The organism is Streptomyces sp. NPDC127129 (assembly GCF_042671585.1).
Lineage (GTDB): Bacteria > Actinomycetota > Actinomycetes > Streptomycetales > Streptomycetaceae > Streptomyces.
In genome coordinates, this window is sequence record NZ_JBHXTV010000001.1 from 162,799 (window position 1) to 179,270 (window position 16,472).

Annotated in this window: 13 protein-coding genes; 2 read left to right on the top strand and 11 right to left on the bottom strand. The window is 71.4% G+C overall.

Features of this window, described 5'->3' with window-relative positions; genetic code table 11:
- The first annotated feature begins 163 nt into the window (after positions 1-163).
- Entirely contained in the window at positions 164-1,693 is a 1,530-nt protein-coding gene (locus ACFVGW_RS00690) for a protein kinase (RefSeq protein ID WP_385850150.1), read from the top strand.
- Between the two features lie 123 nt (positions 1,694-1,816).
- Positions 1,817-2,533: a DUF2993 domain-containing protein gene (locus ACFVGW_RS00695; RefSeq protein ID WP_385850151.1), complete on the top strand. Its 717-nt coding sequence runs from the start codon at positions 1,817-1,819 to the stop codon at positions 2,531-2,533.
- A gap of 193 nt (positions 2,534-2,726) precedes the next feature.
- On the opposite strand, the gene ACFVGW_RS00700 is transcribed toward ACFVGW_RS00695, so the two are convergent.
- From ACFVGW_RS00700 to ACFVGW_RS00750, 11 genes are all read right to left on the bottom strand, one after another.
- Positions 2,727-3,764, bottom strand: coding sequence for an aldo/keto reductase (locus ACFVGW_RS00700; protein ID WP_385850152.1), 1,038 nt, complete (start codon positions 3,762-3,764; stop codon positions 2,727-2,729).
- Entirely contained in the window at positions 3,761-7,624 is a 3,864-nt protein-coding gene (locus ACFVGW_RS00705) for an ABC transporter ATP-binding protein (RefSeq protein ID WP_385850541.1), read from the bottom strand. The genes ACFVGW_RS00700 and ACFVGW_RS00705 overlap by 4 nt, the downstream gene beginning before the upstream one ends.
- Positions 7,625-7,626: 2 nt before the next feature.
- On the bottom strand, positions 7,627-8,979 hold the full coding sequence (locus ACFVGW_RS00710) for an LLM class flavin-dependent oxidoreductase (RefSeq protein WP_385850153.1): 1,353 nt from the start codon (positions 8,977-8,979) through the stop codon (positions 7,627-7,629).
- Positions 8,976-9,752 carry an ABC transporter ATP-binding protein gene (locus ACFVGW_RS00715; RefSeq protein WP_385850154.1) on the bottom strand — a complete coding sequence of 259 codons (777 nt, stop codon included), beginning with the start codon at positions 9,750-9,752 and terminating at the stop codon, positions 8,976-8,978. Before ACFVGW_RS00715 ends, ACFVGW_RS00710 begins: the two co-directional genes overlap by 4 nt.
- On the bottom strand, positions 9,728-10,645 hold the full coding sequence (locus ACFVGW_RS00720; RefSeq protein ID WP_385850155.1) for an ABC transporter permease: 918 nt from the start codon (positions 10,643-10,645) through the stop codon (positions 9,728-9,730). Before ACFVGW_RS00720 ends, ACFVGW_RS00715 begins: the two co-directional genes overlap by 25 nt.
- The gene (locus ACFVGW_RS00725) at positions 10,642-11,145 is read right to left on the bottom strand and encodes a flavin reductase family protein (protein WP_385850156.1); all 504 of its coding nucleotides are present in this window, start codon (positions 11,143-11,145) and stop codon (positions 10,642-10,644) included. The genes ACFVGW_RS00720 and ACFVGW_RS00725 overlap by 4 nt, the downstream gene beginning before the upstream one ends.
- The gene (locus ACFVGW_RS00730; RefSeq protein WP_385850157.1) at positions 11,142-12,281 is read right to left on the bottom strand and encodes an LLM class flavin-dependent oxidoreductase; all 1,140 of its coding nucleotides are present in this window, start codon (positions 12,279-12,281) and stop codon (positions 11,142-11,144) included. Before ACFVGW_RS00730 ends, ACFVGW_RS00725 begins: the two co-directional genes overlap by 4 nt.
- 1 nt (position 12,282) lies before the next feature.
- On the bottom strand, positions 12,283-13,311 hold the full coding sequence (locus ACFVGW_RS00735; RefSeq protein ID WP_385850158.1) for an ABC transporter substrate-binding protein: 1,029 nt from the start codon (positions 13,309-13,311) through the stop codon (positions 12,283-12,285).
- A 144-nt stretch (positions 13,312-13,455) separates the two neighbouring features.
- The gene (locus tag ACFVGW_RS00740) at positions 13,456-14,406 is read right to left on the bottom strand and encodes a TauD/TfdA dioxygenase family protein (RefSeq protein ID WP_385850159.1); all 951 of its coding nucleotides are present in this window, start codon (positions 14,404-14,406) and stop codon (positions 13,456-13,458) included.
- Positions 14,407-14,901: 495 nt separating this feature from the next.
- Positions 14,902-16,086, bottom strand: coding sequence for an ROK family transcriptional regulator (locus ACFVGW_RS00745; RefSeq protein WP_385850160.1), 1,185 nt, complete (start codon positions 16,084-16,086; stop codon positions 14,902-14,904).
- 176 nt (positions 16,087-16,262) lie between these two features.
- On the bottom strand, positions 16,263-16,442 hold the full coding sequence (locus ACFVGW_RS00750; RefSeq protein ID WP_383220337.1) for a DUF6480 family protein: 180 nt from the start codon (positions 16,440-16,442) through the stop codon (positions 16,263-16,265).
- Between the last annotated feature and the right edge of the window lie 30 nt (positions 16,443-16,472).

Genomic DNA, 16,472 nt, shown 5'->3' on the forward strand with positions numbered 1-16,472 from the left:
AAGGCACCGCACGCGAGTCGGTGGACCCGTGCGGCCCCTCCCGTTGCCGAGTTGGGAGGCAGCGAGACAGCCCCACGCGGCTTCTGGCAGTCCGTGCCTGCCGGGAACCCGACCGCAACCCTCCCCGTCAGCCCGACCACTCGAAGGACCGCAGGTACCCGTCATGCAGTACCCCCTCTACGACGCGTGGGCCGGCCTGATCGGCGACCGGTACGCGCTGCGCGAGATGATCGGCCGCGGCGGCATGGGCGAGGTCTGGTCGGCCGACGACCTGGTCCTGCACCGCGCGGTCGCCGTGAAGCTGATGCACACACAGCTCGCCCTCGACGACATCGCCCAGAGCCGCTTCCAGCGCGAGGTCCGCGCGGCAGCCTCCCTCAACCATCCATGCGTCGCAGCCGTCTACGACGCAGGCTGGCTTCCGACAGCGCCCCCGCGTCCCTTCCTGGTCATGGAGCACATCACCGGACACACCGCTGCCGAACGGCTGAGGTCGGCCCCACCCTCGACGCAGGAAGCGGTCGCCTGGGTCGCGGGAACGCTGGAAGCACTCGCCTGCGCCCACGCGGCCGGTCTGGTCCACCGGGACATCAAGCCGGCCAATGTCATGATCACCGCCGACGGGCTGGTCAAGGTCATGGACTTCGGGATCGCCCACATCTCCGATGGGCACGACAAGAGCGTGACTGGCACGGGCATCTCGGTCGGCACCACCGCGTACATGTCCCCCGAGCAGGCCCAGGGCCGGCCCGTCGACGCCCGCTCCGACCTCTACTCGACCGGCTGCATGCTCTACGAGCTCCTCACCGGCCGCCAGCCCTTCACCGGGGACAGCCCGTTCGCCATCGCCTACCAGCACATGTGCGCGGACCCGCCGGCCCCGAGGGACCTCGGAGTGGAACTGCCCCGACACGTCCAGACGGCCCTTGCCCGCGCCATGGCCAAGAGCCCCGAAGACCGGTTCGCCGACGCTGCGGCCATGCGTGACGCATTGCTCACCCCCAGAAGTCACGACATCGCGCCTCCTCAGGACACCACGCTCGCGGGAGCGCCGACCTTCCCGGAGGAAGCGGCGACAACAGCGCTCAGGTCCTCCAGGCGATCCCGCGGTCCCCAACGGACGGCACTCGCGGCGTTGGCCCTCCTCGGCGCAGGCGCAGTCGTCACCGCTGTCCTCACTGCGGCTCCGGATGCGACGCACGCCACCGGTCCCAGCACGCAGTCCTCGCCTTCCTCCTCCGCAAGCCCTTCGCCCGAGCCAGAGCCCTCCGCCAGTGGTCTGGAAGGCACCACCCGTCCCAGCAGCGGCGCCGGCCCGATGAGCCCTCATGCATCGACGGAGCCCACGACCCCAACCGTCGCCGTCCCCGGAAACCTGGTCGGGAAGACCCTCGCACAAGCCAGAGCAGACCTGGCCGAGCTGGGCCTGAACATCGCACTCACTCCGCGCTCCAGTGGCGTCAGCACCAGCACCGTGATCGCAACCATCCCATCTGCCGGTACGCAGTTGAACCGCGGCGACACCGTCCTCCTCGCCACCCGGACCGATACGGAGGCACCCACGAGTGCCACTCCAACGAGCGGATCGGCAAGCAGCAGCGCCAGCGCCGCAAGCAGCAGCCCCAGCGCCTCGGCGTCGCCTACGACCGCCAGCACCGACCCGGTGATCCGCCGACCGCCGATGCACCGCTGACAGGCCGACGCCGCCGCGACCGACCGTCATTTCCCGCGGCACTCGCCTGATGGGCGATCAGATGTTGTGACGGCTCGCGTAGACGCGCGGCGCAAGGCCGCGAGGTCTCTAGAAGGAGAGAGCATGAACGGACCAGAGAACGGCCGGGCAATGCGGCGCGCGCATCGCCGGAACGTATTGATCGCGACGGCCCTGGCGCTGCTCGCCGCCACTGGCGGCGAGGTGTTGGCCACGCAGTACGCGCAGGACCGCATCGCCGACTCGGTTCGGCGGGACATCGGCCTCGACTCCGCTCCCCAGGTGCATCTGAACGGCTTTCCCGTGTCACTTCAGCTGGCTCGAAAGGTGATCACCGAGGCGGACATCGACGCCGCACAGGTTCCAGCCGCCCTGAACGGCCGCGTCCTGACCATTCAGGATCTCGCCATCCATCTGCACGGAATACGCCAGGAGCAGGGCGGACGGGAGCGGGCCGACGAGGCCGAGATCACGGCGACCATCACGTACGAAGACCTCTCGGCCTTCTACGGGGTCGACATCAACCGAGGCAACGGCAACGACCAGGTGGTAGCGACCACTCAGGTCCCGCTGCTTGGACAGGTCTCGGCCTCCGCACACCTCGGCGTCGCCGGCTCGAGAGCCATCGGAGTCAACGACGTCCGGCTCTCCGAGAACGTGCCTCCTGCCGCACGCACCCTGCTGGAGAAGGCATTGGAGCGTCAGGCCCCGCTCGACAACCTGCCCGAAGGGCTCGCACTCCGGTCCGTGGCCGTCACCGACGAGGGCATCGTTGCCCTGATGACCGGGCATGATGTCGGGCTGCAGCCCCGCATCGCCTAGAACCCGGCCCCGGCCGCCGTGACGGGCGATGAGGAACAGGCCTCGGCCCCCTTCGTCGGACCAACGGGCCCGGCGCAGCCGCGGCTGGGTGTTGCTGGGGTCGTTGACGCGGGACGATCTGAACGTACAACGCATCGCGTGCCCCGGTCAGCCGCCCCCAGGTGCTGCAGGGCTCACGCCGGCTGACCACCGGTCAGCCGCCCGTCCGGCGTCGTGCTGTCGTGTCGTGCAGACTCGGCGGCACGTACCCCGCGTCGCGTGCCGAGAGGGTGGTACCCGGCGGGACGATCTTGTCGATCTCGTCCAGCACGTCCGGTGGGAGCGGGCTGTCCGCCGCGTCGAGCTGCTCGTCCAGCTGGGACAGCGTGCGCGGGCCGATGATCGGCGCGGTGACGGCCGGGTGGGAGAGCACGAAGCCGAGGGCGAGCTCGATCAGGGTGAGCCCGGCCTGTTCGGCCAGGACGGCGAGCGCCTCGACGGCCTCCAGTTTGGCCGCGTTCTCCCGGCTGTCGACGTCGAAGCGTCCCGGCTGGCGGGCCGCGCGGCTGGACTCCGGCTGCGGCCGGCCGGCTCGGTAGCGCCCCGTCAGCCAGCCGCCGGCCAGCGGGCTCCAGGGGATGACCGCCAGGCCGTACCGCTGTGCCACCGGGAGTACCTCGGCCTCCACGCCGCGGGTCAGGATCGAGTAGGGCGGCTGCTCGGACACCACCCGCTCGCGGCCCCGCCTCTCGGCGGTCCACTGCCCTTCGACGATCCGGGACGGCGGGAAGGTGGAGGTGCCGAGGTAACGGACCTTGCCCTGGCGGACGAGGTCGGAGAGCGCGCCGAGGGTCTCGTCGAAGTCCGTGTCGTCCTCCGGACGGTGCACCTGGTAGAGGTCGATGTGGTCGGTCCGCAGCCGCTGGAGGCTGTCCTCGACCGCGCGGAAGATCCACCGTCGCGAGTTGCCGAACCGGTTGACGTCCTCCCCCATGCGGCCGTGGAACTTGGTGGCCAGGAAGACGTCGTCACGGCGGCCTGCGAGCGCCTCGCCGACGATCACCTCCGACTCGCCCTGCGAGTAGACGTCCGCCGTGTCGATGATGTTGATCCCGGCGTCGAGGGCGCGGTGGATGATGCGCACCCCGTCCTCGTGGCTCGGGTTGCCCCGGGCTCCGAAGTTCATCGCGCCGAGTGCGAGTGCGCTCACCTGCACGCCTGTGCGGCCGAAGGGCCGGTACGGGATGGTCATGACGTTCCTTCCGTGGGAATGGACAGCCGTCCGGACGCTGCTCCGGATTCGGCGAGTTGGTCGACGCTCGCCGCGGCGCCGGCGGCGCGGAACGCGTCCCACAGCCGGCGGTACGGGCCGTGGGCCGCGAGCAGTTCCTGATGGGTGCCGACCTCGGCGACCGTGCCGTCCCGCAGAACGATCACCTGGTCCGCGCGGGCGGCGGTGGTGAGGCGGTGCGCGACGACGAGGGTGGTGCGCCACCGGGTGAGCGCAGCCGTCGCGGCGGCCACCCGGCGTTCACTGGCCAGGTCGAGGGACGCGGTGGCCTCGTCCAGCAGCAGGATGTCCGGGTCGACGAGTTCGGCCCGCGCCAGCGCGAGCAGTTGCCGCTGGCCCGCGGAGAGTCCGCGGCCGCGTTCTCCGACCTCGGTCAGATAGCCGGACGGCAGCCCGGCCACCATCTCGTGTGCGCCGACCGCGCGCGCCGCGGCCTCCACCTCCGCGTCGGTGGCGCCGGGGCGGCCGTACGCGATCGCGTCGCGCACCGTCGTGCCCAGCAGGTACGTCTCCTGTGGGACGACCCCCAGCCGACGCCGGTATCCGGCTGGATCCAGTGCGCGCAGGTCGGTGCCGTCGACCCGTACGGTGCCGGTCGTCGGGTCGTAGAAGCGGGCGACGAGCTTGACGATCGTCGACTTGCCCGCGCCGGTCGTCCCGACGAGAGCCACCGTCTGCCCGGCGGCGATGCGCAGGGTCACTTCGTGGAGCACCTCGCGGCCGCCGTCCCGGTAGGCGAAGGACACCCGGTCGAACTCGATCTCCCCGCGCAGCTCACGCACGGGCAGGGGGCGTGCGGCGATGGGCGTGCCGACCGGTTCGCGCATCAGGGTGCGCAGCCTGCCGAGGCCCACGACCGCCTGCTGGTAGCCGTCGAACGCCTGGGACAGCTGCTGGATCGGCGAGAAGAACAGCTCGACGTAGAGGAGGAACGCGATCAGGGTTCCGGCGGTGAGCCGGCCGTCGCGCACCTGTCCGGCGCCCATCACCAGCACCGTGGCGGTCGCGACCGTGCTCAGGAACTCGACGAACGGGAAGAACGTCGCCATCAGCCGCTGGGCCCGCAGCCGGGCGTCGCGGAACGCCCGGGCCAGCTCGGCGAAGTCCCGTGCGTTGTGCGCCTCACGGCCGAAGGCCTGGGTGACCCGGATCAGGGTCACGTTCTCCTGGAGGTACGCGTTGACCGCGCTGACCCGCTCCCGCGCTTCGAGGTACGCGGGCAACGACCGCGAGCGGAACAGCGCCGTGGCGGCGGCCAGGAGCGGCAGGACGAGCAGCAGGGTGACGGCGAGCCCGGCGTCGATCACCAGCAGGGCGACGAGCACACCGAGGACCGTCAGCACAGAGACCACGAAGGTCGCCAGACCGGTCTGCAGGAACGCCGACAGCGCGTCCACGTCCGTGGTCATCCGGGTCATGATCCGGCCGGCCGGCTCGCGCTCGTAGTAGTCGAGGCCGAGCCGCTGCAACTGGGCGTACGTGCGCACCCGCAGGGTGTGCAGCAGGCGCTCACCCGTGCGGCCGGTCACCCGCACCTGCGCGATGTTGACCAGCCAGCCGAGCAGCACCACCGCCGCCGCGACAGCGGCGATCAGGAGCAGCGCCGTCGGCGCGGACCGGGCGACGCCGTTGTCGACCCCGTGCCGGACGAGTACCGGGACGGCTATCTGCGCGAGGGCGTCCGCGCCCACGAGCGCAAGGCCGGCGAACAGCGGCAGGCGGAACGCGCGTACCAGCGACGCCAGCCCGAAGTCCGGGTCCCAGGCGCGTGCCTGCTCGGGCGTGACCTTCGGGTCGGCGTCCACGTGCGGCAGTGCGGCCAGCTGGTCCTGGAGTTCCTCGCTCGGCGGGGCGCCGCCGAGCAGCCCCGCCCCGTGCCCCGTCCGGCCGGGTCCGGACGTCGCGGCGGCCTGCGCGTAGGCGGCTGCGACCCGCACGCCGATGTCCCGCCCGGTCGTGGGTGTGTCCCGGCCGCCGCGCCAGAGCTCTTCGGTCACGCCGCGCGGGCGGGGAGCCTGTGCTGCGGACGCCTCGTCCACGCCGAGTTCGCCGGGTTGTTCCTCGGTGGACAGCAGCGACCGGTAGAGCGGACTGCGCGCCTGGAGCTCCGCGGCCGTTCCGATGTCGACGATCCGGCCGCGCTCGAGTACGGCGACCCGGTCGGCCAGCTCCAGCGTCGACGCCCGGTGGGCGATGATCAGCGTCGTGCGCTGCCGGGCCGGTTGGCGCAGCCCGGTGTGGATGGCCGCCTCGACCTGGGCGTCGATCGCGGAGGTGGCGTCGTCGAGCACGAGCACGGCGGGGTCGTGCAGGATCGCCCGGGCCAGCGCGATCCGCTGGCGCTGTCCGCCGGAGAGCGTGAGGCCCTGCTCGCCGATCACGGTGTCGTAGCCGTCCGGCAGCGCGGTGATGAATCCGTCCGCCTGGGCCAGTCGCGCCGCGTGGTGGATCTCCGCGGGCAGGGCGTCCGGGCGGCCGTAGGCGATGTTCGCCCCTACGGTGTCGGACAGCAGATGGGGCTCTTCGAACACGAAGCCGATCCGGGCCCGCAGACCGGCCGACCGCAGCTCACGTACGTCGATGCCGCCGACCCGGACCGTCCCGGCGGCCGGGTCGTAGAACCGCGGCAGCAGCGATGCCGCCGTGGACTTGCCCGAGCCGGCCGCACCGACCAGCGCCAGTGTCTCCCCCGGTTCGACCCGCAGGGTGAAGCCGTTCAGGAGCGGGTCGGCCGTCCGGTCGCGGCCGAACACCACACCGTCCCACTCGAGGGCAGGCGGCCCGTCCGGCACGTCGACGGCGTCCGGTGCGTCGGTGATGCCGGAGGGTGCGTCGACGATGTCGAGCACCCGTTCCACTCCGGCGCGCGCCGGCTGCCACACGGTGAGCAGCATGGCCACCTGGCGCACGGGGGTCACGAACGAACCGAGGTACGCGGTGAACGCCACGAAGGTGCCGAGGGAGATCCTGCCGTGCAGCGCCAGCCAGCCGCCCAGTGCGAGCACGGCGACCTGCCCGAGGGCCGGGACGGCCTGGAGCGCCGGGTTGTACGTGCTCGTGAGCCGGGCGACGCGGACCCGCGAGGAGAACAGGCTGCGCGACCGCCGCTCCAGCTCGGCCAGTTCGCGCTGCTCCTGCCCGAACCCCTTGACGACGCGGACGCCCGCGACCGCCGCCTCCACGGTCGACGCGACCTCTGCCGCCTCCTGCTGCGCATGCCAGTTGGCAGGAAAGAGGTCACGGCGGCTGCGGAAGGCGATGAGCCAGAGCACCGGCCCCACGACGAGGGCGACGAGGGTCAGCAGCGGCGAGAGAGACGCCATCAGTGCCACCGACATGGCGAACATCAGCGCGTTGCCGAACATGTTCGGCAGGAACTGCAACAGCATCTGAATGAGCGTCACATCGGAGATGGCCCGGCTGACGACCTGCCCCGTGTGCAGATCGTCCTGCTGCTTGCCGCCGAGGCGCAGCAAGGCGGCGAAGGCGTCGTTGCGCAGGTCGTACTGCACGCCGAGGGACACCCGTCCCGAGCGGTACCGGCGCAGGAAGCTCGCCCCGAACCGCAGCACGCCGATGGCGAGCAGCAGCACCACCCAGGGGGTCAGTTGCGCCGTGGAGGCCTCCACCCCGTCCACGACATGGCGCAGGACGAGCGGCAGTACGGCCGTGGCGACCGCGGCGACCAGCGCGGCGCCGTACGCCCAGGCAAGGTCGGCGCGGTAAGCCAGGCAGTACCGGGCGAGCCGACGTACCCATCCCGGAGTGCCCGGCCCGGGGGATGCCTGGGACGTACGGTCCGCGGTCCTGCACGGGGTGATCGTCACGCGGACTCTCCGACGGCCGGTGAGGTCGTGAACGAGTCCGCGGGGCGGGGCAGTCCGTAGTGCTCACGCAGGGTGGTACCGGTGTAGTCGGTGCGGAACCTCCCGCGTTCCTGAAGGATCGGCACGACCCTGTCCACGAACACCTCGAGTCCGGACGGCAGGACCGGCGGCATGATGTTGAACCCGTCGGCGGCGCCGTTGTCGAACCACTCCTCGATCGCGTCGGCCACCTGGACCGGCGTACCGGTGAACGTCCGGTGCCCGCGACCGCCGCCGAGCCGGCCGATGAGCTGTCGCACCGTCAGCTTCTCCCGCCTGGCCAGGTCCACGATCAGGGTGTACCGGCTCTTGGAGCCTTCGATCTCGTCCTCGGACGGCAGGTTCTCGGGCAGCGGGGCGTCCAGGTCGAGAGCGTCCGGATCGAGCTTGAACAGCCGGGCGAGTTGCCGCTTGGCGAACTCGGGGCTGATGAGCCGGTCGAGTTCACGGTCCAGGTCGGCCGCCTCGGCCTCGGTGTCGCCGATCACCGGCACGATGCCGGGCAGGATCTTGATTCCGTGCGGATCGCGTCCGTTGGCCGCGGCGCGCTTCTTCAGGTCGGCGTAGAACGCCTGCGCCTCCTGGAGGGTCTGCTGCGCCGTGAACACCGCCTCCGCCCACCGGGCGGCGAAGGCCTTGCCGTTCTGGGACGAACCGGCCTGCACCAGCAGGGGATGGCCCTGCGGTGAGCGGGGGACGTTCAGTGGGCCGTCGACGCGGAAGAACCGTCCCGCATGGTTGATCCTGCGGACCTTCGCGGTGTCGGCGTGGATGCCGGCGCTCTTGTCGGCCACAATCGCGTCGTCGGCCCAGCTGTCCCAGAGTCTGGTGGAGACGTCGAGGAATTCGTCGGCGCGTTCGTACCGCTCCTTGTGCAGGGGCGTGTCGTCCAGGCCGAAGTTGCGGGCCGCGTCCGCGCCGGCGGTCGTGACGATGTTCCACCCGGCCCGCCCTGCGGACACATGGTCGAGGGAAGCGAACCGGCGGGCCAGGTTGTACGGCTCGTTGTAGGACGTCGAGGCGGTCGCGATGAGACCGATGCGTTCGGTCGCCCCGGCGAGCGCCGTCAGCAGCACCGTCGGCTCGAGCCGTCCGGCCGGCCTGCGTGCCGGGTCGCCCTGCTGGCCCGGGCTGTCGGCGAGGAACAGCGAGTCGAGCTTGCCCCGTTCGGCGATGCGGGCCAGGTTCTGGTAGTGCGCGACGTCCCAGCCGGCGTACGGGTCCGACTCCGGCAGCCGCCAGGCGGCCTCGTGGTGGCCGACACCCATCAGGAAGGCGTTGAGATGGAGTTTCTCGGCTCGCTTGCTCATGGCTGTTCCTTCGAGCGGTGGGCGGGCAGGGCGCCGAGGGCGCCCAGCAGGGTGGTGCGGTAGTGCTGGAATCGCGGGTCCCCCGGGCTGCGTTCGGCGGGCAGGTCGATGCGCAGGTCCTGGGCGAAGGCGCCGTCGTCGAGGACCAGCACCCGGTCGGCGAGGGTCACCGCCTCGTCCACGTCGTGGGTCACGAGCAGCACGGCGGGCCGGTGCGTTTCGTACAGGCGGCGCAGGAGCCGGTGCATACGGATGCGGGTCAGCGCGTCCAGGGAGCCGAAGGGTTCGTCGGCGAGCAGGAGCTCCGGTTCGCTCACCAGCGACCGGGCCAGCGCGGCCCGCTGCTGCTCCCCACCGGACAGTTCGTGCGGCCAGGCGGACTCCCGCCCGGCCAGGCTGACTTCGTCCAGGGCCGCGCGTCCGCGTTCTCGGGCGTCCTTCCCGGGCAGACCGAGGACGACGTTGTCGAGGATCTTCAGCCACGGCAGCAGCCGGGAGTCCTGGAACACCAGCGAGACCCGCTCCGGTACGAGGATCTCCCCCGAGCCGACCGTACCGTGGTCGAGACCGGCGACCGCGCGCAGCAGCGTGCTCTTGCCCGAACCGCTGCGTCCCAGAAGTGCCGTGAACTCGCCGCGGGCGATCGTCAGGTGGATGCGGTCGAGCACGCGGCGGTCCCCGAAGGACCGGGTCAGGTCGGTGATGCGGACGGCGGCCGAGTCCACGTGCTCGGCCACCGGGGCGCCGCTCAGGCGGTGATCGTACGTCGCCACGACAGCACCCTCCCCTCCACCAGGCGGACGAGGGCGTCGGAGGCGAACCCGAAGGTGCCGTACAGCACCAGGCCGACGAGGATGATCCCGGACTGCGCGTACTGCTGGGCCTGGAACATCATGTAGCCGATTCCCGACGTGGCATTGATCTGCTCGACCACGATCAGGCCGATCCAGGCCGCGGTCACGGCCAGCCGCAGGCCGGTGAAGAAGCCGGGCAGAGCGGCGGGCAGCACGACCTTGCGCAGGAACTGCCAGCGGGAGAGCCTCTGCGCCTCGGCGAGTTCCACGAAGCGCGCGTCGATGGAGACCAGCGCCGCGTGCGTGTTGATGTAGATGCTCACCAGCACACCGAGCGCGATGACGACGACTTTCATCGTCTCGCCGATGCCGAGCCACAGGATCAGCAGGGGCAGCAGCGCGAGGTTGGGTATCGAGCGCTTGACCTGCAGTGTGCCGTCCACGAACGCGTCACCGATGCGGGAGAGCCCGGACGCGAGTGCCAGCACGAGGCCGGCCGCGACCCCGATGAGCAGGCCGAGGAGTGCGCGGCTCAGCGAGGTCTGCACGCTGTCCTGCAACCGCCCGCTGGTCCACAGCTCCTGGGCGGAGGAAAGGACCGATGAGGGGGACGACAGCTTGCGCGGGTCCAGCCAGCCGGCCGCCGAGGCGGCCCACCAGGCCACGATGATCAGAAGCGGGCCGAGGAGCCGGCCGAACGGGACCGACTTGCCGCGGCCGAGGCGTCGTTGGAGCGCGGGGACCAGACCGCGGGCTTCCGGGTCCGGCGGCGGGGGCGGGGGCGGCGGTGCGGAGGCCGGCGGGACCTTCTGTGACACGCCGGTGACGGCGGCCGGGCCTCCGTCCGTCCGGGTGGAGATGTCGACGTTCATCGGGGCTCCTGGGATCGGGGGGCGAGCGAGCGGAACGTGCTGGAGTGGAAGACGAGGGGATCCACGGCCTTGTCGAGGCGCAGGTCGTGGACGCGGAGCACGACGATGTCGTGGTCCCCGGCGCGGACCTCGTTGTCGACCGAACACTCGAGCCAGGCACCGGCACCGCGCAGCAGGACCGCGCCGTCCGGTGTGGTCTGCCACGCGGCTCCGGCGAATCGCTCGTCACTCGGACCGGCGAGCCGGCGGCAGAGCGGCCCGTGTTCCGCTCCGAGCACGCTGATGCCCAGGCGCTCGGCGCGGCGCAGCACCGGCCAGGTACGTGAGGTGTGCGCCATGCTCACGGAGACGAGCGGCGGCGCGAGTGACACCGTCGTGAACGAGCTGGCCACCAGCCCGACCGGTGCCCCGTCGATCAGGGCGGCGATCGCCGTGACGCCGGTGGGGAACGCGCCGTACACGGCGCGCAGGGATGTCGTGTCGTGCAGCACTGCCGTCATACCGGAGCCTCCGTCGGGTGGGCGGCCGGCGGCCGCCGGGTGATGCCGGTGGGCGATGTCGGATCGGTTCGGCCGGGCGCCTTCAGCAGGGGGAGCAGCCCGTCGCCGACCCGGGCGATCTCCTGCTTGTACGGCGTGTCCGACAGCACGAAGTGGGTCACGCCCAGCGCCCGGTACCTCCGCAGAGCGTCGGCGACCTCCTGCGCGGAGCCGACCAGCCACGTCGTACCGGCGCCGCCGCCCCCGTAGCGGCCCGGCGCCGTGTAGAGGCAGCTGTCCAGGACGTCACCCCGTGCCGCCAGGTCGAGGAGACGCTGCTGGCCGACCGCCGTACGTCGCCGGAACGCCTCCTCGGCTCCTGGGCCGCTCTGCGCCATACGGGCGACCTTTTCCTCCGCCGCACGCCACGCCTCCTCCGTGGTGTCCCGGACGACGGTCGTGATGCGCAGCCCGAACTCCAGCGGACGGTGTCTGCGCCCGACCGTCTCGGAGAGCGCGCGCAGCCGGTCGATCCGCCCGGCGATGCCGTCCAGCGGTTCACCCCAGAACAGCTGGACGTCGGCCTCCTGCGCGGCGACCCGCTCGGCGGCCGCGCTCGCGCCGCCGAAGTACAGCCGGGGGTGGAGTCCCTGTTCGGCGCCCCAAGGCCGCGGCCTGACAGTGGAGTTGTCCACGCGGTAGTGCTCTCCGTGGAACGTCACGTCCTCCTCGTTCCACAGACGGCGGACCAGCCGGAGGAACTCGAGCGTGCGCTCGTAGCGGCGCGACCGGTCGAACTCGCCGTCGCCGTACGACGCGGCGTCGTCCAGCCCGCTGACGATGTTGACCAGGACCCGGCCCCGGCTGAGCCGGTCGAGCGTGGCCGAGGCCGAGGCGAAGTTCGCGGGGTGCCAATAGCCGGGCCGAATCGCGATGAGCGGCTTGAACGTCGTCGTGCGGGCGGCGAGGGACGCCGCGACGGTGAAGGTGTCCGGTCGCCCCCAGCCGGTGCCCAGCAGGGCCCCGGCCCAGCCGTGGTGCTCGACCGCACGCGCCAGCTCCGTCGAGTGGTCGAGCGTGTCCCAGCCGTCGAGGGCGTCGTCGCCGCGATGCCCGGGTTCCATGGTGTTCGGGATGTACCAGAGGTACTCGCCCATCTCAGGCCTGCCCGCGGTACTCGGCGGGTGCGGCCTGCGCGGCGATGTGCTCGAACCGTCGGTCGAACAGCACGCTGACGTCGAACTTCCTGACGAAGCCCGCGCCGGACATGAGGTCGGCGATCGACTGCTCCCAGGCGATGGAGGAGTCCCAGTCCGTCGGATAGAGCGGCTTCTTGCGTGATGTGACGATCCGTTCGCCGTCGTCCCTGGTGACGCCCTGGTCCTTGACGTAGTAGGAGTCGATCCATTTCCCGGGGTTCTCCCAGGACCAGTTGTTGCCCTTGACCCAGACGGGGATGAACGCCTGGATCGCGGCCGCCTTACGGTCGTCGGCGAGCACCGACGTGGGCGCCCACAGCAGACTCAGCAGGTCCTGTACGTCGGTGGGCAGAGTCCGCGCACCATCCTTCTCGTACTGCTTCAGGTACTTGGTCAGCGACGGCTCGGTCAGCGGGGCGAGGTCGACCTGCTTGCCCTGAAGAGCGGTCAGGAACTGGGCGCTCGGCAAGGGCACCAGGGTCACGTCCTTGTAGGAGATCCCGTTCTCCTTCAGCCATTTCAGGATCGTGACGCCCTGCGCCTGCCCCTGGGAGAAGGCGATCTTCTTGCCGACGACGTCCTTCGCCGTCCTGATGTCGCTGCCCGGCCGGGTGGTCGGGATGTAGGTGACCGCCGTGTTGTGCGAGATGGCGACGATCTTGGCGTCGACGCCGATGTCGTGCGCCTGGATCGGCGGCATCCCGGCGTTGGCGGCCAGATCGAGCGCCCCCGCACGGAACCCCTGAATGGTTTCCGGCCCGCCGTTGAGCCGGACCCATTCGGCGGAGAACGGCAGCGGGCCGAGCGACGGCTCAGCGGCCAGCTGGGCCTGCGTCGTGCTCACTCCGACGCGGAGGGTGGTGCTCTTGTCGGGTGACGCGGCCGGAAGCGCGCCGAGCGTCGTGGAATCCGGCTCGTCGGAGGAGGCGCAGCCCGCGAGTGCCAGCAGCGCACCGCTGCCCAGGGCGAGAAATCCTCGGCGGTTCAACGGTCTTGAGGGAATGGTGGACATGACGGTACCGGGGCCCTTTGCTTGGTCGGCGCAACGACAGATGCGCGGTCTGGACGGGTTGCCGCCGACGCCGTGTGGCGGGGAATCCACATGCGGTGCCGGCGGCCTGTCTTCGGCGGTTCAGGAGGCGACGGCGACCCGGTGGTCGGCGGTGAAGGGGCGTCCGGCGACGAGTTCGGACTCGTGCCCGTCCGGCCCCACGGGGACGTCGCCGATCAGCGTGACCCGGTGCAGCCGGCGCTCGACGTCGAGGTGTTCCAGGTCGCGCGGGGCGAGGTGCGCGGTGGCGCGGTTGTCCCAGAACGCCACGTGGCCGGGCTCCCAGCGGAAGCGCACCGTGTACTCGGGGCGGGTGATCTCGGCGTACAGCAGGTCCAGGAGGCGCTTGCTCTCGCCGGCGGTGACGCCGACGATGTGGCTGGTGAAACCGGGGTTGACGAACAGAGCGCGCTCCCCGGTCTCCGGGTGCACCCGGACCACGGGGTGCACGGACACGAGCAGGTTGTCGTTGATGCGGCGGGCGTAGTCGCTGTCCTCGCCCACCGGCCGGCTGCCGCCGTAGCGGTGTTCGGCGCGAAGCGTGTCCACGAACGCCCGGACCGGGGCGGAGAGTCCCTCGTACGCGGCGACGAGGTTGGTCCACTGCGTGTCGCCGCCGACCTCCGGAACGGTCTCGGCGCGCAGGATGGAACCGGCGGGCGGATTCACCGCCGCGGTGACGTCGGTGTGCCAGCCGTCGAAGTAGCTGTACTGACGCTTGCGGTACTCGTCCCGGAAGTTCTTCCCGTAGCGCTGCTCGAAGCGGCGCGGATCGATGGTGAAGATCTCCGGGTGGTCCTCCGGCGGGGCGTCGTCGTGCGGGTGGGCGTAGGTGAGCTCGCCGAAGTGACGGGCGAACGCGATCTGCGAGGAGTGGTCGAGCTGCTGCCCGCGGAAGAAGACGACCTTGTGGCGGTGGAGGGCCCGCCTGATCCCTTCGACGGTCTCGGTGGACAGCGGGCGGGCGAGGTCCACGCCGTCGATGTCGGCGCCGATGTGACCGGCGACGGGGCGGACGGAGAGCGTGCTCATGTGGTGGTGTCCTTTCGGGCATGTCGAAGACGGCGGCGTTCGCCGCGACGGCGTCGGGGCGCGCGGAGTCACCTGACGGGCGTGTGCTCGCAGGCGTGACAGACGTCGGGCCGGAGAGTGCGCGGTACCGGCCCGGCGACTGCTCCGGTGCCGGGCCGGGGATCGGTCCGGTGTCGGTCAGGAGACTGCTCCGGTGTGGGTCCGGAGACTGCTCCGGTGCCGGGCCGGAGTCCGAGGGAGGTGCGCGGCGGTCAACGCCGCGGTGCGGACGCGCGAAGGCGCGTCGGCGGAATGCCGGTCAGCGGGCGCGACAGCCCAGTCCGGCGAAGTGGTGCGCGCGGAAGGCGTTCACGGGGTGCCGGCCTGCGGCTGCCCGGATCGTGGCCCTCTGCTGTGCGTCCATGAGTGGAGTCTGCTGCCACGGTGCCGGTACGGACAATGTTTTGTGGCGGTACGGAAGAAACCCCGCCGCCCTTGGGGCACGCCCGTTCCCGCTCATCGGGCGCTGCCGGCGGTGCGCAGTCCCAACGGGTCCCGGTAGACGGCCGCGAGCACCGGCGCGGTGGCTGCCACCGCGAGCGTGTCCGTACCGAAGGATCCGGTACGCACCTGGTCTCCGTCGCTCTCCAGCTCGTGGATCAACTCGTCCAGCAGCTGCGGGAGATGGATGGTGGCGGACTCGGTCAGCACCAGGGCGTCCGGACTGATCAGGTCCAGCAGCGGCTGCACCGCGTGCGCGATGAGCCGCAGCCGGGCGCGGCACAGGTCCATCGCACGGGCGTCGCCCGCCCGAGCGGCGCGTACGAGCAGTTGCAGGTCGGGGTGCGGGATGATGCCCGCCGCGACAGCGCGCTGCGCGACGGCGCGGTCGGAGACGGTGGCCTGCAGGCAGCCGGTACGACCGCACGGGCAGGGCTCCGTCGAACCTGGAACGGGCAGGTGGGCGATGCCTCCGGCGCCGTACTGACGGCCCTGCAGCAGGATGCCGCCGGTGGCGATCGCCGCGTCCACGGCGTTGCCCACGAACAGGTGCACCAGGTCGCCGCCGCGGACCGTTCCGAACAACAGTTCCGCGCGGGCCAGCGCCCGCGCATGGCCTTCCACATGAACCGGCAGCCCCAGCGTCCGTTGCAGCGTGCGCCGCAGCGGGATGTCACGCCAGCCGAGTGCGGAGTTCTCGACGAGGACCCCGGCTTCCGGGTCGACCCAGCCGCCGGTGACCACGCCCAGCCCGAGCACGGAGCGCCCGCCGGCGTGCCGGCGCAGAAAGCCGGGCAGCCGGGCGGCGACGTCGCGAAGGACCGCGCCGTGCTGCGGCTGCCTGGGCACACGCTCATGCGCGATGACGCCGCCGCGCAGATCGGTGAGCGAGAACGTGAGCCGCGGTACCGCGATGTGCACGCCCACCGCGACGTGATGCGAGGTCTGGATGTCCAGCGGGATCCGGGGGCGTCCCGGCCGGGGCCGCCGAGAAGGCTCGGGCGGTTCCCAGACCAGCCCCATCGCGAGCAGTTCGGCCGCGTGCCGCGACACGGCAGCCGCGCTGAGCCCCGTCTCCCTGATGATCGCGGTGCGCGCCAGCGGGCCCCCCTGCAGTACGGCCCGGAGCACGGCGGTCGCGCCGTCGGGCTGATCGGCGGCAGGTCTGCCGCCCGGCGTCGCGATGAGTGCTGGTCGCATCGATGGTCCTCGGTCCGGGGTCGGTCACACGGCGGCACGGCGGTTCGGCGGCCCCGGGAAACCGAGGGGCTACCGGTGCCGGGGACAGTTCGACGACCTCATGCCCCGATGCTCGCAAGCGCCATGGATCCGGTCAACGATCGGGCGTTACGGCGCAATGACGGCTCTGCGAAGCCTCAGAGGCCGACCAGCCGGAAGACGAAGAAGAGTGCGATCAGAGCGCCGCCGACGACGATGACGGAGACCCACACCATCGGGTGCTCCCACATGCCGCCGTCGGCACGCTCCTGATGGGCTGAAGACGTGGAACCCTCCGCGGGCGGAGTCTCCTGAGGGGGTACGAGCGGCTCGGTCATGGCTGCTCCTTTGGGCGAACGGGACGGCGG